The organism is Suipraeoptans intestinalis (assembly GCF_009696485.1).
GTDB classification, from domain to species: domain Bacteria; phylum Bacillota; class Clostridia; order Lachnospirales; family Lachnospiraceae; genus Suipraeoptans; species Suipraeoptans intestinalis.
In genome coordinates, this window is record NZ_VULY01000018.1 from 2,036,495 (window position 1) to 2,053,375 (window position 16,881).

General features: G+C 37.0%; 8 protein-coding genes and 1 pseudogene. 8 read left to right on the top strand and 1 reads right to left on the bottom strand.

Annotation, left to right across the window (positions count from 1 at the left end; all coding sequences use genetic code 11):
- The first annotated feature begins 5 nt into the window (after positions 1–5).
- The 7 genes from FYJ34_RS10210 to FYJ34_RS10240 all read left to right on the top strand — a co-directional run bounded on the left by FYJ34_RS10210 (position 6) and on the right by FYJ34_RS10240 (position 14,786).
- On the top strand, positions 6–245 hold the full coding sequence (locus FYJ34_RS10210; protein ID WP_231146302.1) for a conjugal transfer protein: 240 nt from the start codon (positions 6–8) through the stop codon (positions 243–245).
- The gene (locus FYJ34_RS10215; RefSeq protein WP_154478318.1) at positions 220–1,782 is read left to right on the top strand and encodes a CD1107 family mobile element protein; all 1,563 of its coding nucleotides are present in this window, start codon (positions 220–222) and stop codon (positions 1,780–1,782) included. Before FYJ34_RS10210 ends, FYJ34_RS10215 begins: the two co-directional genes overlap by 26 nt.
- 97 nt (positions 1,783–1,879) lie before the next feature.
- Positions 1,880–3,586 (top strand): DNA topoisomerase 3, encoded by a 1,707-nt coding sequence (locus FYJ34_RS10220; RefSeq protein WP_154478320.1) that lies wholly within the window; start codon positions 1,880–1,882, stop codon positions 3,584–3,586.
- Between the two features lie 83 nt (positions 3,587–3,669).
- Complete coding sequence (locus FYJ34_RS10225; protein WP_044684363.1) at positions 3,670–3,849, top strand: AbrB/MazE/SpoVT family DNA-binding domain-containing protein; 180 nt, start codon at positions 3,670–3,672, stop codon at positions 3,847–3,849.
- 18 nt (positions 3,850–3,867) lie between these two features.
- The gene (locus FYJ34_RS10230) at positions 3,868–5,286 is read left to right on the top strand and encodes an AlbA family DNA-binding domain-containing protein (protein ID WP_154478322.1); all 1,419 of its coding nucleotides are present in this window, start codon (positions 3,868–3,870) and stop codon (positions 5,284–5,286) included.
- Between the two features lie 85 nt (positions 5,287–5,371).
- Positions 5,372–14,098, top strand: a complete 8,727-nt coding sequence (locus FYJ34_RS10235; RefSeq protein WP_154478324.1) for a helicase-related protein — start codon at positions 5,372–5,374, stop codon at positions 14,096–14,098.
- A gap of 40 nt (positions 14,099–14,138) precedes the next feature.
- Positions 14,139–14,786: a DNA-binding protein gene (locus FYJ34_RS10240; RefSeq protein WP_154478326.1), complete on the top strand. Its 648-nt coding sequence runs from the start codon at positions 14,139–14,141 to the stop codon at positions 14,784–14,786.
- Positions 14,787–14,857: 71 nt separating this feature from the next.
- On the opposite strand, the pseudogene FYJ34_RS10245 reads toward FYJ34_RS10240, so the two are convergent.
- Positions 14,858–15,241 (bottom strand): annotated as a pseudogene (locus tag FYJ34_RS10245) (relaxase/mobilization nuclease domain-containing protein); the annotation flags it as partial.
- Between the two features lie 84 nt (positions 15,242–15,325).
- Between FYJ34_RS10245 and FYJ34_RS10250 the strand changes: the two are divergent.
- A complete protein-coding gene (locus FYJ34_RS10250) occupies positions 15,326–16,570 on the top strand; it encodes an IS256 family transposase (RefSeq protein ID WP_117995389.1) in 1,245 nt (414 codons plus the stop codon).
- The last annotated feature ends 311 nt before the right edge of the window (positions 16,571–16,881 follow it).

The window sequence follows — 16,881 nt, forward strand, 5'->3', positions numbered from 1 at the left end:
ACAATGTGAAAAAAGAACTAACAGCAGTAAAAAACAGAATAAAGAAATTAAAGGATAAAAAGGCTCTGATTGATAAACAATTGGAGCCTTTATTCATTCGTGAGGAAGAACTCGAAAACGAGGAAATCATAGCGATTTGCAGAAAGAACAATATCACAATCAGTGATTTGATGGCAAAGGTAAACAGAGAAAAAGCAGAACTGAAAAAGGAGAGGGCAAATGAAAACCAGTTTGAAAAAGAATAATAAATTTTGGACAACAGCACTTGCAGTGATTGTAAGTATTAGCTGCATTTTAGGTCTTTGGACAGTTGTTTATGCTAAAGAGCAAAAAGGGGCGGATACGCCTACAAGTGATAAGGCTGTCCAAACGGAAGTTGAAGTTAATGTAAAGTACATCTTTGAAGATGAAAAGGTCTTTAAGGAAGAAAAGATTAAGGCAGAGAAAGGACAGTTTCTTGATAGCGGGGATCTTCCAATGCTCCCTGATAATATGAAATTCATTGATGAATTTCTATTCTATGAAGTAAAGGGCGATGGTAATGATGAAATTATCCGTAAGGTAGCAAAGACTGAGGTTAAGGACAAACAAACGCAAACGGAAGAAGAAAAACCAAAGCAGGACGAAGGCACACAGACAGAAGATAAAAAGACGGAAAATAAGGGAACACAGACGGAGCTTTCTAAAGATGACATTTCCAATATGGAAAAAGAGACTAAGGAACTTCAGGCTAAACTTGATAAGTTAAATAGCGAACTTAAGGACAAGGACAAATTAAGCGATAAGCAGAAAGAAAAAATCAAAGACCTTGAAGATGAAATTGATAGCCTAAAAGAGAAAATGAAGAAAGATAAAGGAAATAAGGACTTATCAGAAGATATGAAAAAGGAAATAGATAAGCTGACGGAAAAGGTGAAAGAGCTTGAGAAAAAGGCTGCGGAAACAAATAAAGCTCCTGTAACACCGCAGTCAATTACACCGATTAGTCCTATTTCAGGGATTAAAACAAGCTCAGGTATTTCTCCCCAAACACCACAGACTTCTGTAAGTAGTTCCGGTAAAGGTTCATCGGATATAGTAAGCTCAGGGAATACTACAAAGGATACAAGCAAAACAGAAGTAAAGGAGAAAGAAAAGGAAGTTCGCTATCCTAATAAATTGACAGCAAAAGCACCTGCTAATAACAGCGGTCAAGATTCATCTATGGATGGTACAAGTAAAAGCGTAAATACCAATAAAGGCGTGGCTTCCACTCCGTCAAAAGCAAGAGCTTCCGTTACGGAGAATAAGGATAATGCAAATAAGGATTATCCGATTCATCATGGAGATAGCAGCGATAACAAAGAAACGGATCAATATTCCGCTGATGCAAGACAGTTTATTACCTTTCAGACTAAAAATGGTAAGACTTTTCATCTCATCATCAACCACGATGAGGATAGTGAGAATGTAATGCTTTTAACAGAAGTATCTGAAGATGACCTACTTAACATGGTGGAGAAAAAAGAAGCACCAAAGCAGGAAGTAGTAAAAGAAGAACCTGTTAAGGAAGAAGTAAAGCCTGAGAAAAAGGAAGAAAAGAGTAATTTAGGAACCTATATTATCTTGCTTCTTGTTGTAGGTGGAGCATTAGGAGCAGGTTACTACTTTAAGATTGTAAAAAAGAAAGAAGATAAGGAGCTTGAAGCCTTAGAGGAAGAAGATGATGATTTCTTTTCTGAAGCTGAAAGCGAAGAAGAAACAAATGATGTAGATGAAGTAGAAGCAGAAGATGAAAAGTAATGCTGCACCGAAAATAATACAGTATTTGGTGCAAATGCAGGGCGGGAGAGTAATATCTTTCGCCCTTTTCATATTGAAAACAGGAGGAAGTACAGAAATGAAGTTAGTTATTGCAGAAAAGCCAAGTGTTGCAATCTCCATTGCAAAAGTTATTGGAGCAACGAAAAAGAAAGACGGATATTATGAGGGAAACGGCTACAAAGTATCCTGGTGCGTAGGACACCTGATTCAGATGGCAAATCCGGACAGCTATGATGAGAAGTATGCAAAATGGAATATGGCTGATTTACCAATTATTCCAAAGGACTATAAGTATGAAGTGGCAAAGTCAACCAAGAAACAATTTACGATTCTTAAAAAGCTGATGAATGATAAAGAGAGTGATACGGTTATCAATGCTTGTGATGCAGGAAGAGAAGGAGAGAGTATTTTTAGACTTGTATATAATCAAGTGAATTGTAAAAAGAAGATGAAACGCCTTTGGATTTCATCTATGGAGGATAGTGCCATTAAAGAGGGTTTTGATAATCTAAAAGACGGAGAGGACTATGACAATCTCTTTGAATCGGCACAGGCAAGAGCCATTGCGGATTGGTTAGTCGGAATGAACATCAGTAGGCTCTATTCTTGCCTATATAAGCAAAATTATTCGGTTGGCAGAGTGCAGACACCGACTCTTGCCATGATTGTAAAAAGAGATGATGAGATAGCTAATTTCAGGAAAGAGAAATACTATACAGTGGAGCTATCTATGGGTGGTTTTACACTATCAACGGATAGAATTGATGATGAAATCGCAGCAGAGCAGCTCTTAAATTTAGTAGGCGATAAGATTGAAATCACTGATGTTATTCAAAAAGAAAAGATTACTAAACCTGATTTACCTTTTGACCTTACAACACTTCAAAGGGAGTGCAATAAATATTTTGGATATAGTGCCAAGCAGACACTTGACTATGCACAAAGCCTGTATGAAAAGAAACTGATTACTTATCCAAGAACAGACAGCAGGTGTTTAACAGAGGATATGATTGTGAGTACGGTCAATAACATTTTGGGCAAAAATGACTTTGATACAGGGCGTATCAAGACGGTATTTAACTCTAAAAAGGTTACGGATCACCACGCTATTATTCCGACAATCAGTTCATTAAAAGAAGATGTTTCAGAGCTTCCTCTAAGCGAAGCTAAAGTTTACTTTCTTATATCCGATAAATTTCACGCAAGTGTAGGTTATCCACTCATTGAAAATACAACAAAGATTGTAGCTTCATTTGACGGTTTTGAGTTTACAAGTTCAGGCAAGGTTATTAAAGATGAGGGATTTAGCAAGTATTTGAAAGAATATATGACTAAAAAGAATGAGGATACAGTGCTTCCGGATATAAGTGTAGGGGGTATACTTGCTATTGAAAGTAAGGACGTTAAAGAAAAATATACAACACCTCCGAAACACTTTACTGAAGATACTCTCTTAAAGTCTATGGAGATTGCAGGAAATGAAGCCTTAGAAAAAGGTGTAGAGGTGGAAAGAAAAGGACTTGGCACTCCGGCAACAAGGGCAGGAATTATCGAAAATCTAATCTTTAAAGGATTTGTAGAAAGAGATAAGAAAAATCTTATAGCCACTCATAAAGGAATTAGCCTTGTAACGATTGTATCCGGTACATTTAAGTCGGCAGAAACGACAGCAAAATGGGAAATGGAATTATCCGATATTGCTCAAGGGAAATCTTCAAAGGAAGAATTTTTAGAAGCGATTGAAAATGAGATAAAAGAAGCGGTTTCAACTTATAGTAAGTAAGATGACACTAATTTCAGAGTGGAAAAAATATCCTAAAAGTGCTATAATCTTTTGTAGGAAAAGTAGGGCGAAAGGAAGTAAGTATGAAAGATATATTTATGGATACCGCAAAAGTTATGGCAAAAGGACAGGTTACTATTCCGAAAAGGATAAGGGAACTTTTGAATTTAGAAAATGGAGACTATGTTACTTTTGTGGTTAATAAAGATAAAGTTGAAATTCAAAATTCCAAAGTTTTTATCGAAGAAAACATTAAGAAGTAAAGGTGGTGAAATGACTATATGACGATAGATGAAATAAAGAAGTTAATTCAAGTCGGAGAAAAGATAGATGTCGAATTTAAAGAATCAAAAAATGCTTTAACCAAAGATGTCTTTGATACGGTATGCTCTTTCAATAATAGAAATGGCGGACATATTTTACTTGGTGTAAATGATAAAAGAGAGATCGTTGGTGTTAGTGAAGATAAAGTAGATAAAGTGATTAAGGAATTTACTACGGCAATCAACAATCCGCAAAAGATGTATCCACCACTTTATTTGCTTCCTGAAGTCTTTGATATAGATGAGAAAAAAGTAATTTACATCAGAGTGCCGGAAGGCTATCAGGTGTGCAGACATAACGGCAGAATTTGGGACAGGTCTTATGAAGGAGACATCAATATCACAGATCATTCTGAACTTGTATATAAGTTATATGCAAGAAAACAAGGAAGCTATTTTGTAAATAAAGTATATCCGAATCTTGATATTGATTTTCTTGATGCTTCTGTCATTGATAAGGCTAAGAAAATGGCTGTTTCCCGAAATAAAAATCATGTTTGGGAGAATATGAGTAATGAGGAGCTTCTTAGAAGTGCAAATCTCATTCTGACAGATCCGGAAACAAAGCGTGAAGGAATTACATTAGCTGCTATTTTGTTATTTGGAAAAGACAACTCTATTATGTCCGTTCTTCCACAGCATAAAACTGATGCGATATTTAGAGTTGAAAACAAGGATAGATATGACGATAGAGATGTTGTCATAACAAATCTGATTGATAGCTATGACAGACTTATAGAATTTGGACAGAAGCATTTGAATGATTTATTTGTCTTGGACGGAATTGTAAATGTCAACGCAAGAGATAGGATACTCAGAGAAATAGTTTCCAATACATTGGCTCATAGAGATTATTCAAGTGGTTTTCCTGCAAAGATGATTATTGACGATCAGAGGATTACGGTTGAAAACAGCAACTTGGCTCATGGAATGGGAGCTTTAGATTTACAGAAGTTTGAGCCATTTCCCAAGAATCCTGCTATATCAAAGGTGTTTAGAGAAATAGGTCTTGCGGATGAACTTGGTTCAGGAATGCGAAATACCTACAAGTACACACAGCTTTATTCAGGAGAAAACCCGCTATTTGAGGAGGGGGATATATTCAGGACGATTATTCCTCTAAAGAAGATAGCGACACAAAAAGTTGGTGGAGGGAATGTCCCTCGAAATGTCCCTCAAGATGTCTCTCGAATGTCCCTCGAAGAAATTGAAAACATAATCAAAGATATGATTAAAGGGGACAATAGAGTGAGCCGTAAAGATATAGCTATGGTATTAGGCGTTAGTGAAAAAACCATTACAAGATATATAAAAGACATTCCTAATATTAAGTATGTTGGTAAAGGGAAAAATGGTCATTGGGAACTGAATGAATAGAATTAAGTTGCAATACACAGAATTTAAAGGTGATTAGAGTAAAATCTAACCACCTTTTTTGTTTGGAAAAAAGAAGGAGGTAAAAATGCGAATAAATGATTTTCATAACATTTTGGAGCTTGTAAAACAAGATGTTTTGCGAAGTGAAGCAGAATATCTAAAGTTCCTAAAGGTTGTCGGAAACAATCAGAGATATGACTTTAGAAGTCAGTTAAGTATCTATGATAGAAATCCTGAAGCGACAGCCTGTGCCAAGTTCGACTATTGGAGGGAACGATTTAACCGTACCGTTATGAGAGGTCAAAAGGGTATCCCAATTTTGGAGGACTACGGCACATACAAAAAAGTGGACTATATCTTTGATATAGGTCAGACGGTTTCAAGAAACAGGGATGTCAATGAAGTAAATCTTTGGAGATTTGATAAAGAAGCTCATAGGGATGTCTTAAAGGAAATGATAGTAAGTGAAGGTTATGAGGAAAGTGAAAGCATCTTAGAAAATATCTTTTCTTTAAGCAGACTTTATGGTGATGAAAAGATAGACAGCCTTATGAATGAGCTTAGAATAGCAGATGAAGATAGAATATCTTTTACTAAATTTGTGAGGGACTCAGTGGGTTATGCAGTAGCTTCAAGGTTTAAGGTAGACTATCCTGTGGATAATGAGCTTCTAAAGGAAAACTTTGCAAAGCTTGATAGAATTTCCCTTATGAGCTTAGGCGAAACCGTATCGGATATTAGCGGAAAGATTATTGATGAAACCATTCAGAAAAGCAAAGAACTGGAGCTTCAAAAAGAAGTTTTAAGAGGAAAAGAAGCAGGATATAATAGGATTAAGGAAGAATTAGAGGAGGTAGAAGAAAATGTACTTCGACGAGATGATCAGAAAAGAAATGAAAGCGGGCGAGTTCTCCGAAATGGAGAGTACGGACGAGATAATAGAGAAAATCAGGGAGAATACGCTAAACAGCTTGGAGGAACAGACGGACTTCATAAGGGAGTATCCGAATCCGACCTACGCAGTAATGAGGCTGGATTACCTTTCACTGAGCGAGGAACAGAGCCGCTTCGAGATGTTGGTAGATCTATACAAGGAGAAGAAGCTAATAGGACACCTGATAGATATTCAGAAACAGGCAATAGAATTTATGAGAACGGAGAAGGCGAAATTGATGGCAGCTTGGAAGATAGAGGACGAGAACAATCCACAGTATGGGGCGATGATTTCAGCTCTGAAGGAAATGACAATCAAGGAAGTAGTGGAAATTTAAAAGATAATACTAATGTAGAGTTAAAAGAAGCTGAAAAGGCTTCTTTTTCTTTGCCCGAAAATTTTTATGGACAGATGAGGCTTACTATTCCTCTTAATCAGAAAGACATAGACACTATCCTTATTAACGGAGGAAACCATGATGGTGGTAGGCTTCCTCTTATAGCAGAGTTTTCTAAAGGAAAAAGTAATGGAGAATTGGGAGAATACCTCAAAGATACATTTAAAGGAGGAAATGGATTTTACATTGATGAAAGAGAGGTATCTTCCTGGTATTCGGATAAAGGCATTCACTTATCTTACGGAACATCTGCAAGAGAAGATGATACGCAAATTTTAAGCTGGAGTAATGCAGCAAGCAGGATAAATGAGCTTTTGGAAACCGGAGAGTTTGCCACAAATGTAGAACTTTCAGAATCCCTTGATTATGAAAGGGACAGAATTTCAGAATCCCTATGGTATCTAACGCATGATTTAAGTGAAGAAGGGAAAGGGCAAGGATATTTCAGCTCTTTTGAAAGGGGTGGTGGCTTTCCGGAAGAAACGAAAAGACTATCTGAAGCATTAAAAAATCCTGAATACCTAAAGGAAACAATCAAAGAATACGGCAGGTTTTTAGCAGGATATAAAGAAAACAGAGATATACTAAGGTTTCATTACCATAAGGTGAATAGCCTTTATAAAAGATTGCAGGAGCTTGAGCTGCCACGAAAGGAATATAGCACCAATCTGATAGAGCTTCCTAAAATAAAACCATTTATTACAGAAGATGAAGTCAAAGCTACTATTTCAAGAGGAAGCGGAATAGATAAGGGAAAAGAGCGAATTACAAAATTTTTCAAGGAAAATCATACGCTTCAAGAAAAAGCTCACTTCTTAAAAGATGAGTATGGCATCGGTGGTAGAAGTCATGCAGTATCAGGTGCAATGGGAAGTGATGAATGGCACGATGCAAAGGGACTTAAATTGCAAAAGAAAGATTGCAGTAATGTGTTTCTTACTTGGTCAAGTGTGGCAAAGCATATTGATGAGCTGCTTTTTAAAAATCTGTATGAAGAAAAGAAAATAGAAAGTAAGGCAGAGATAGAAAAAGCAAAAGCACCACAATATTATTCTAAAGATGATCCTGAAAATCTAATGACCGATGAAATGCTTGAAAGAGTCCCTGAGCTTTATTCACAGGAGGATGTAGCATTAGCGGATAAAGAGGTTCATGCAGCATATATCATACCTTTTCGTTCAAACTGGACTTGGTATATGACGGAATATGACAGGGAAAGCGATGATGCCTTTGGACTTGTGTTAGGATTTGAGCCTGAATGGGGATATTTCAATCTTGAAGAATTAAAGGAGTTAAATGCCCAGAGGCTAATTTTAGAAGATTTTCCAAAGACCTTTAGAGAACTTAAAGATACGGAACTTAAAAAGCAGATGGATGAGCAGGAGCTTCAAGCGATATTTAACGGAGAGCTTAGCTTTGAAGATAAAGAAGAACTTGAAATATCTGAAGAAGTAGAAGAAAGAGTAGCTGTAACACCTGTTCAAGGAACGCTATTTGATTACCTCAAAGAAAGAGAAGAAGTAGAGCTTAACGAAGAAAAGGAAAGCCTTTCAGATGAATTTGCAGTTAAAGTAGGCGATACCGTCTATTTCAACCATGAAGAATATACTGTAAGGGAGATTGCTAAAAACCAAATCACAGGAAGAAATGATTTATGGCTTGATCCGGTAAGAAGTGGAAACCATCAAATACCAATTGTAGCATTTGATGATAATGAGAGCTTATTGAAGCAGATAAGTCTTGAAAGACCAAACTTTATCGTTGGAGATGAAGTTAAATACAAGGACAAAGCCTATACCATCACAAGATTTGATGATATGGGAAATAATCTAAAGACAGTAACGGTTAAGGATAATATGGAATATCTTGGCGGCATGATAACAGGCTCCGATGTCATTCCTTATCGTCTTGAAAGCGATCTTGAGAGAGTATTTGAAAATCTGACATATAAAAAGCCTGAAACTATTACTAAAGAAAGTGAAATAGAGAGAGCAGAAGTTCATAACTTCAAGATTACGGAAGAAACATTGCCTGGAAAATTATCTCCAAGTGAAAGGCTAAATAATAACCTTGAAGCAATCTCTATGCTGAGTCGCATTGAAAGTGGACAAAGAGAGCTTGACAGTACAGCACAGGAAGTTTTAGCAAGGTATGTCGGTTGGGGCGGACTGGCTGATGTGTTTGATGAGAGCAAGGAGGGACAGTGGAAAGAAGCAAGGAGCTTTCTAAAGGAAAACTTATCTCAGGCAGAATATGAAGCTGCAAGAGAATCTACCCTAACGAGCTTTTACACACCGAAAACTGTTATTGACGGCGTATATAAGACACTTTCCGATATGGGATTTAAGAGCGGAAATATCCTTGAACCAAGTATGGGAATTGGAAACTTTATCGGGAATCTTCCTGATGAAATGCGTAGGTCAAAGTTTTTTGGCGTAGAGCTTGATTCTGTAAGCGGTCGCATAGGAAAACTCTTATACCCTGAAAGTGATATACAGATTAAGGGACTGGAAGAAACCTCCTTTTCCAATAACTTCTTTGATGCGGTTATCGGTAATGTTCCATTTGGAGAATACAAAGTAAATGACAGGGAGTATAACAAAAATAACTTCCTTATCCACGATTACTTTTTTGCAAAATCCATTGATAAGGTCAGAAACGGCGGTATTATCGCCTTTATCACATCTTCAGGAACGATGGATAAAAAAGATGAAAGTGTAAGACTCTATCTTGCAGCAAGAGCCGAATTCCTCGGTGCAATCAGACTTCCGAATGACACCTTTAAAGGCGTTGCCGGAACAGAAGTAACATCGGACATCATTTTCTTAAAGAAAAGAGATAGTATCAGAGAAAGAGATGAGGACTGGATACATCTTGCTGAAGATGAAAATGGTCTTGTCTATAACAAATATTTTGTAGATCATCCGAAGCAGGTACTCGGCACAATGCGTGAAGTTTCAGGAAGATTTGGAAACACACTTGCGTGCCTGCCGAAAGAAAATGCCGACTTACAGGAATTACTTACAAAAGCAAGCGAAGAAATCTCTAAAGATGCAAAGTATGAAGAAATAGAGCTGCTTGATGATGAAATCAGCACAATACCTGCCACAGATGATGTTAAGAACTTTTCCTATACCATTATTGATGATGAAGTCTATTACAGGGAAAATTCCCTGTTTGTAAAGAAAGAAGTAACAGATAAAAACAAGGAAAAGATTAAGGATTATCTTGAACTAAATGAAGCTTTAAAAGATGTCATCTATAAACAAAAAGAGGATTTTTCAGATGAAGAGGTAAAGAAATCTCAGGAAAAACTAAATGAAATCTATGACAGCTTTTCTAAGAAGCATGGATATGTCAATAACCTTTCTAATACAAGAGCCTTAAAAGAAGATAGTAACTTCCCGCTTGTTTCCTCAATAGAAATTCTTGATGAAGAAGAAAACTTTAAGGCAAAGGGAGATATTTTCAGTAAAAGAACAATCACAAAGGCAAAGACAATCGACCATGTAGAGACTTCCCTTGAAGCTCTTGTGTTATCTATGTCGGAAAAAGGTTATGTTGATTTTGAATACATGGAAAACCTGACAGGAAAAGATAGACCAACTTTGATTGAGGATCTTAGAGGGGAAATCTATCTAAACATCAGAGAGGAACAAAACTTTTATAGACCATTATCCTTTAACCTTGAAGATGGAGATTTGCCCTTCGCCTGTGCCAATGGCAGCAATTCATATAAGTACGGCTATGTAACAAAGGATGAGTACCTAAGCGGAAATATTAGAGATAAGATTGCCATTGTAGACAGCTATCTTGCGAAGCTAAGACAGACCGAAAGAGAGTTACTTCATCTTGGCTATGCGGAAGATGGCAAAGAAAAAGAGCTGATAAGCTATGAGATGAACCGTTTGGAATACCAAAAAGCGGAGCTTACAAAAGTTCTTCCGAAAGAACTTGAAGCAAGTGAGATAAATGTTCGTCTTGGAGCAACTTGGATACCGATAAAAGATATTGAAAAGTTTATCTTTGAAACACTGAAAACTCCGGGCTGGGCAAGATGGGATATTAAGGTTAAATTTTCAAATCTCACAAGCGAATGGAATATTGAGGGAAAAAGCAAAGACAGAGGAAATGACCTTGCTGAAATGACATACGGTACAAGTAGAGTAAATGCCTATAAACTGATTGAAGATGTCCTAAATCTTAAAGAAACAAAGGTATTTGACCAGATAGTAAATACTGATGGTTCAAAAACTTCTGTGCTAAATAAAAAAGAAACTTTACTTGCAGGACAAAAGCAGGAGCTTTTAAAGGAAGAATTCAAGAACTGGATATTTAACGATCAGGAAAGAAGAAACCGCCTTGTAAAACTATATAATGAGCGTTTTAACTCGATAAGAAACAGAGAATATGACGGAAGTAACCTATCTTTTGAAGGAATGAATACGGAAATAGAGCTTAGACCTCATCAGAGAAACGCTATTGCAAGAAGTTTATACGGAGGAAATACGCTCCTTGCCCATGTGGTTGGTAGTGGAAAGACTTTTGAAATGGTAGCTTCCGCAATGGAATCTAAAAGACTTGGAATGTGTTCTAAGTCTTTATTCGTAGTACCGAATCACCTGACAGGTCAAATCGGTCGTGAGTTTATGCAGCTATATCCGTCAGCGAATATTATGGTGGCAGATAAAAAAGACTTTGAGCCGAAAAATAGAAAAAGGTTCATAGGAAGAATTGCTACTGGTGAATATGATGCGGTTGTAATCGGGCATACGCAATTTGAAAAAATTCCGATGAGTAAGGAATATCAGGAAAAGCATATTCAGGATCAGATTGATGAAATCATAAACTATGTTGAGGAATATAAGCATGATAGAAATCAGAACTTTACGGTAAAGCAGCTCGAAAAGACGAAGAAAAAACTTGAAACAAGGCTTGAAAAATTAAATGATGATTTTAAGAAAGATGATGTCATAACCTTTGAGGAATTAGGCGTTGATAAGCTCTTTATCGACGAAGCACACAATTACAAAAATCTCTATCTCTACACAAAAATGAGGAATGTAGCAGGTATCGGGCAGTCCGAAGCCTTTAAGTCCTCCGATATGTTTATGAAATGTAGATACATGGATGAAATGACAAATGGTAAAGGTATTGTCTTTGCCACAGGAACGCCTGTATCAAATTCTATGACTGAGCTTTATACCATGCAGCGTTATCTTCAGTATGAGAGCCTAAAGAAAAACAATTTGGAGCATTTTGATAGCTGGGCTTCTACTTTTGGAGAAACGCAGTCTGCCTTTGAATTATCTCCGGAGGGAACAGGGTATAGGGTAAAAACAAGATTTTCAAAGTTCTATAACTTGCCTGAACTAATGTCTATGTTTAAGGAAGTTGCAGATATTCAGACAGCGGATATGCTGAATCTTCCAACACCTGAAGCACACTATGAAGTTATTAAAACCTTGCCAAGTGAGGAGCAAAAGGAAATCCTAAAGAGCCTATCTGAAAGAGCTGATGATGTGAGAAATAGGGTGGTAGAACCTGATGAAGATAATATGTTGAAAATCACCAATGACGGTAAGAAACTTGCTTTAGACCAGCGTTTAATCAATCCTTTGTTACCTGATAATCCTGACAGCAAGGTAAATGTCTGCGTTAAGAATGTATTTTCAATATGGGATAAGACAAAAGAGAATAAATCTACACAGCTTCTTTTCTCGGATATGTCCACTCCAAAAGGCGATGGAGAGTTTAATATCTATGATGATATACGGGATAAGCTTGTGGCAATGGGAATACCGAAAGAAGAAATTGCCTTTATTCATGAAGCTAATTCGGATAAACAAAAAGACGAACTCTTTGCAAAGGTAAGAAAGGGAGATGTGAGGATATTACTCGGTTCAACACAGAAAATGGGAGCCGGTACGAATGTGCAAAATAAACTGATTGCACTTCATGATTTGGATGTCCCTTGGCGTCCTGCCGACCTTGAGCAGCGTGCAGGTAGAATTGTAAGACAGGGAAATGAAAATAAAGAGGTAAATATCTATCGTTATGTAACGGAGAATACCTTTGATGCGTATTTGTGGCAGACCATAGAGAATAAACAGAAGTTCATATCTCAGATTATGACTTCAAAAACACCTGTCAGAGTGGCAGAAGATGTGGACGAAAGCAGCCTTAACTATGCAGAGATTAAAGCACTTGCAACGGGTGATCCGAAGATTAAGGAAAAGATGGATTTGGATAATGAGGTTACAAAACTTAAAATGTTAGAAGCAAACTACAAGTCAAATCGCTATCGTCTGGAGGACAAGGTGGATAAAAACTATCCGGAAGAAATAGCAAGGACGGAAAAGTTAATTGAGGCTGTAAAGAAAGACATATCAGAGATTGAGCCACAAGGAGAAGGCGAAAATAAATTCACTTCGATAACCATAAAGGGAGAGAAGATATTTGATAAAAAGATTGCGGGAGAAAAGCTGCTTGAAGTCATTTCTAAAGTAAAAATCAATGAAAGCAAGATTATAGGAAAGTATAGAAATATGGACCTGGAAGTCAGCTATAACTTCTTTACCAATGCTCATAATTTCAGCCTAAATGGTGCTGCAAAGCATTCAGGAGAGCTTGGAACAAGTGCAGACGGTAATATTACAAGACTTGATAATGCCCTTGAGAAAATGCCTGAAAAACTGAAAAGACTGGAGGAGAAGCTTACAAGTACAAAAGAGCAGCTCGTAAATGCCAAAGAAGAACTCAAAAAGCCTTTTGAAAAAGCAGATGAACTAAAGAGTAAGGTGCTTCGTTTGGCGGAACTGAATAAGCTGCTCGATATGGGAGATGTAGAGGAAAAAAGAAATGATAATCCTCTTGTGGAAGATGTAAAAAGAGCGATTATTGACTTCTGTAACAGAGAGTATGAAGAAAACCACAGCTATGATGAGTTTGACACATTATACCCTGATTTAAAGCATATAGGGATTGCCTATACCAATACACCGGATGAAAGGCATGGTATTCAGTATGAGCTTGATTTAGAGGAGAAAACTTGGACGCAGTACATTGATGATACTCCTATCAAGACAGAGAGCTTTGACTATGAAAACAAGGGAGAGAATGAAGCTCTAAGGAATTTGAAAAATGAAATTGAGTTATCCTCTTTTGAAGATTTAACCTATGTAGATTCAGAGGACTTAAAAGCAGCACTTGGGCTTGATATTGATGATGAAGGTAACTTTTATGATCCACTTGCAAAAGACCTCGATAATGACGGTATTTCTGATAGGTATGATAATGACTTTAAGGACAGCGACTATTTTGAGTCAACCTTTGATGTGGAAGATAATGTTCATAGTAAAGGAGAAACTACACAAAAATCAGAGGATAAGCCGTCTATTTTATGTCAGATAAGAGCCTATCAAAACGAAAGTAAAACAGAAGAAAAACCAACAACAAAAGAACAGGAATATGTACGATAAGGGAGCGAAAAGCTCCCTTATGCCATGAAAGGAGAACAAAATGGATTACAAAACAATGAGAGATAGAATTGAAGACATGGTAAATGATAACCATAAAGATTTTGTTAAGGCAATTATAAGCATGGAAAAGGGCATTAACGATGAAAGTGCTTTAGATAAGCTCTATGATGCGTATATGGAAAATGACACTGTTAATTTACTTCACGAGGAATTTGATTATATGATTGAGGATTTGAGAGAACAGGGACAGATAAAAGACCTGCCTTATGTTCAGGAAGAGAAAGATAACCTTATCAATATCGTGGGTAATATTGTAGGTAAAGTCGATGTTATTGAGAGAGAAAACAAAAACGGAGAAGCCTTTAAGGTGGCAAATTTCTCCGTTGTATCTAAAGATAATGAAGGGAATAAGGTATATCATAATTGCTCTGCTTACGGAGATAAGGGTGATATACCAAAGGATTTTAAACAGGGAGATTTTGTGAAGCTCTTTGGGCAAATCAGAACTTCCATTGATGATAATGGCGGGGAACATAGTAATGTAAGGATACTTTCTTCAAAGCTCTTAAAGGCAAAGGAACAAATGAAAGGACAGGAGGAAAAGAAAGAATCTGTACTTGGAGCTATCAAAAAATATCAGGCTGAAGATAAAGAAAAGAAAGAAGCAAACAGAGAAGCTGAGAGATAAATATATGGTCGGTGTGGTCTTAGGGCTGCACCGGCTCTTTTTTTATTTGGAAAAGAAATAGGAGATAAAGATTATCTCTCCATCTCCTTACCCATGTAAATTCCATAATTTTTTCGTATCTTGTAAAGTTCGTCCATAATAGATTTTGAGGAAGAATACTCTTGCATAAGGGTATTCTTTTTTTCTTGTAATTTATCAAGTCTATCTAAAATACCCTTAGAATTTGGCAATTTGGAATATGATTTTTTAAGCTCTGAAAGGGCATTTTCATATAGGGTAATCTGAGCTTTGTACTCTTCAAAAAATGCCTTGTCAGACGGACTTGCCTTATATTCTTTGTAGTATTGCCTGTATTTTTTAACAGTGTGAACTTGCTCCATAGTGGCAGAAAGCTCTTGCATTTCCTTATCAATAACCTTAATCTTATCCTGTAAATTTTGTCTTTCATCGGCTGAGAGCCTGTGAAAAAAACTCTGTAAATTAAACACTATAAAGGTCTTCTATGATAAAATATATTAAATCATAGGAGGCCTTTTATTATGGCAAACAGAAAAAAAGAAGTTTACAAACCAAAACCGATGACAGAAGGAAAAAGAAATCTTATTCAGGGACTGCTCCAGGAATACGATATCCAGTCAGCAGATGATATTCAGGAGGCACTTAAAGATCTGCTTTCCGGAACCCTTCAAGATATGCTTGAAACAGAAATGGACAATCATCTTGGATACGATCGTTATGAAAGATCTAGTGAGCCTAATTACCGTAATGGAACAAAGTCTAAAACTGTTCGTAGTAAATACGGTGAATTCGAAGTAGATGTACCTCAGGATCGTCAAAGTTCTTTTGAACCACAGGTACTTCCAAAACGTCAAAAAGATATTTCTTCCATTGATGACAAGATTATTGCAATGTATGCAAAGGGGATGACTACACGACAGATTTCAGAAACCATAGAGGATATTTATGGTTTTGAAGTCAGTGAAGGAATGGTATCCGATATCACAGATAAGCTCCTTCCCAAAATCGAGGAATGGCAGAATCGTCCCTTGTCACCTGTGTATCCAATCGTTTTTATTGATGCTGTGCATTTCTCTGTACGTGATGATGGTGTGATCAGAAAGCTGGCAGCATATGTGGTACTTGGCATCAATGAAGATGGCATGAAAGAAGTCTTAAGCATCGTAGTGGGCGAAAATGAAAGCAGTAAGTACTGGCTTTCTGTATTGAACAGCTTGAAGAATCGTGGAGTTCAGGATATTCTCATTCTCTGCTCAGATGGATTAACAGGAATCAAGGATGCAATCTCTACCGCATTTCCAAAAACAGAGCAACAGCGTTGTATTGTACATATGGTGAGAAATACGCTGAAATATGTTGCAAACAAAGATATGAAATCCTTTGCAAAGGATTTAAAGACAATCTATACGGCAGCAAGCGAAGAAGCTGCTAGAAAGCAGTTAGAGACTGTGACAAAGAAATGGTCTGGGCAATATCCGAGTGCCATGAACCGCTGGCATGATAACTGGGATGCGATTTCTCCAATTTTCAAGTTTTCCAAGGATGTTCGTACCGCTTTTTATACTACGAATGCCATAGAATCACTAAATTCATGCTATCGTAGATTGAACAAGCAGAGAAGCGTATTTCCAAGTTCCCAGGCGCTGATGAAGGCACTATATCTGGGTACTTTTGAAATTGCAAAAAAATGGACAATGTCGATCCGCAACTGGGGAAAAGTACGTGGTGAACTGGAAATCATGTACCCCGACCGACTGATGATGTAAGTCTAAATAATATGCCAAGAAAAATACACCCAGATTTTTCTGGGTGCTCTTGACATGTTCGTTCATTTTTGCTATTAAATAGACAACGGCTTAACCGCAGAAAACTGCCATTAAGCCGCTTAATTATCATAGAAGATCTCAATTTACAGAAAAAATTTCACACCGTCGTTTCTTTTGGAAATGATCGCCCTTATCCCGTCTGTGTTTATTTGTTCCTTGTTGCTTGAAAGAAATAGATTTATTCCAACTGCGTTTGGAATCAGCTTTGCAGTTGCTATGTTTTCTTTCACTATCATTTTGGTGGTTTTAGA